The sequence below is a fragment of the Segatella copri genome (assembly GCF_024330485.1).
GTDB lineage: Bacteria > Bacteroidota > Bacteroidia > Bacteroidales > Bacteroidaceae > Prevotella > Prevotella copri_L.
Genome location: NZ_JANDWX010000091.1, coordinates 1 through 1241, shown reverse-complemented (window position 1 = coordinate 1241; position 1241 = coordinate 1). Strand labels below are relative to the sequence as shown.

Annotated in this window: 1 protein-coding gene; it reads right to left on the bottom strand. The window is 37.6% G+C overall.

Features of this window, described 5'->3' with window-relative positions:
- Nucleotides 1-14 precede the first annotated feature (14 nt).
- A complete protein-coding gene (locus NNC77_RS16455; protein WP_118191707.1) occupies nt 15-1193 on the bottom strand; it encodes an IS4 family transposase in 1179 nt (392 codons plus the stop codon).
- Nucleotides 1194-1241: the final 48 nt, after the last annotated feature.

Here is a 1241-nt window from a genome sequence, read left to right as displayed (position 1 = left end):
CACTGCTGTCCCGTTTAGAAATCGTCGGGGCTGAAAAGGCTAGGATATAGCCAATCCTCCGTCTCTTCTGTTGGAACAGCTTTGTTAAACAAATCATTTAAAGGAGTCTTGTCCGTAAGGAATAGCCCCACGTTCTTTGAAATAGTGTGTAGCGATTGATCTATGTGCATCACTTTCTTTGCATAAGCTAAAAGCAAGTATGTGCATATGGCAATCCAGATTTGCAGATATATGGCATTCTCGGAAGTTCCGTAAAAAGATTTGATGTGAAGGTGTTGCTTAATCCATTTAAAGTAAAGTTCCACGTTCCATCTTTCCCTGTATAATTCAGATATGGTAAGCGCTTCATATTCCATGTTGTTTGTGAGAAACCTATACACCTTATTGGTTGCATAGTCCTCATAGGTTACCATTCTAAGTTCTTCAGGATACCATTTGGCTGTATGTAGTCCTGTTAATTTGATACGTTCATCAGAAATGATACCAGTGCTCTTGTCAACTTCGGCTTCTGATACAACTTCAAAAAGCATGTTATCTTTTGCCCTAGTAACAAAGAATGCATTCTTCTTAGTTATCAACTTGAAGAGTCTGTTAAAATCTACATATCCTCTGTCCATCAAATAGATAGCAGAAGGTTCTATGTAGAGATTATCAAGAGCTTTTACATCATTAACCGATGCTGATGTCAAATAAACTGAGACTGGAAGATTTCCTCGCAAATCGACTAATGTGTGCATTTTGATGCCACCTTTGTTTTTGCGAAACTTTGCCCAAGGACATAATTTGAGACACAGACTTATAGTACTGCTATCAAAAGCATATACCATGTTGTCAAGGTCTAATCTGAACTTGTCTTTGGCATAAAGAGGACGTACTTTTTTCAAAAGAACGTCTGCAAAATCTTTATAGATATGCCAATCTCGCTTCTCGTTAGCTTTTGCTAGAGTATTACGTGGTACAGCATAACTAATACCACAATGGTAAAGTTTGCTGGAGAGTGCCGTAAGGCAGTTTTCTATATCTCGAAGACTATCACGACCTGTTAATTGAGCATAGCTCATTACTAGGAATTGGTCTTTACAAGAGAAGTTTCTTGCTCTGTAGTTTCCCTTATAACGGTCTACACAAGTTTTGAAATCACGTTCTGGTATAAGTGACATAATCTGAGAGAATATAGTTTTGCCTTTGTTCATCGCACACGTATTTTAAATATGCGTGCAAAGATACAAAATCAAATCGAA

Excerpts from the sequence above, each read along its gene's own strand:
- NNC77_RS16455 (WP_118191707.1), bottom strand. The coding sequence starts at position 1,193 with ATGAACAAAGGCAAAACTATATTCTCTCAGATTATGTCACTTATACCA.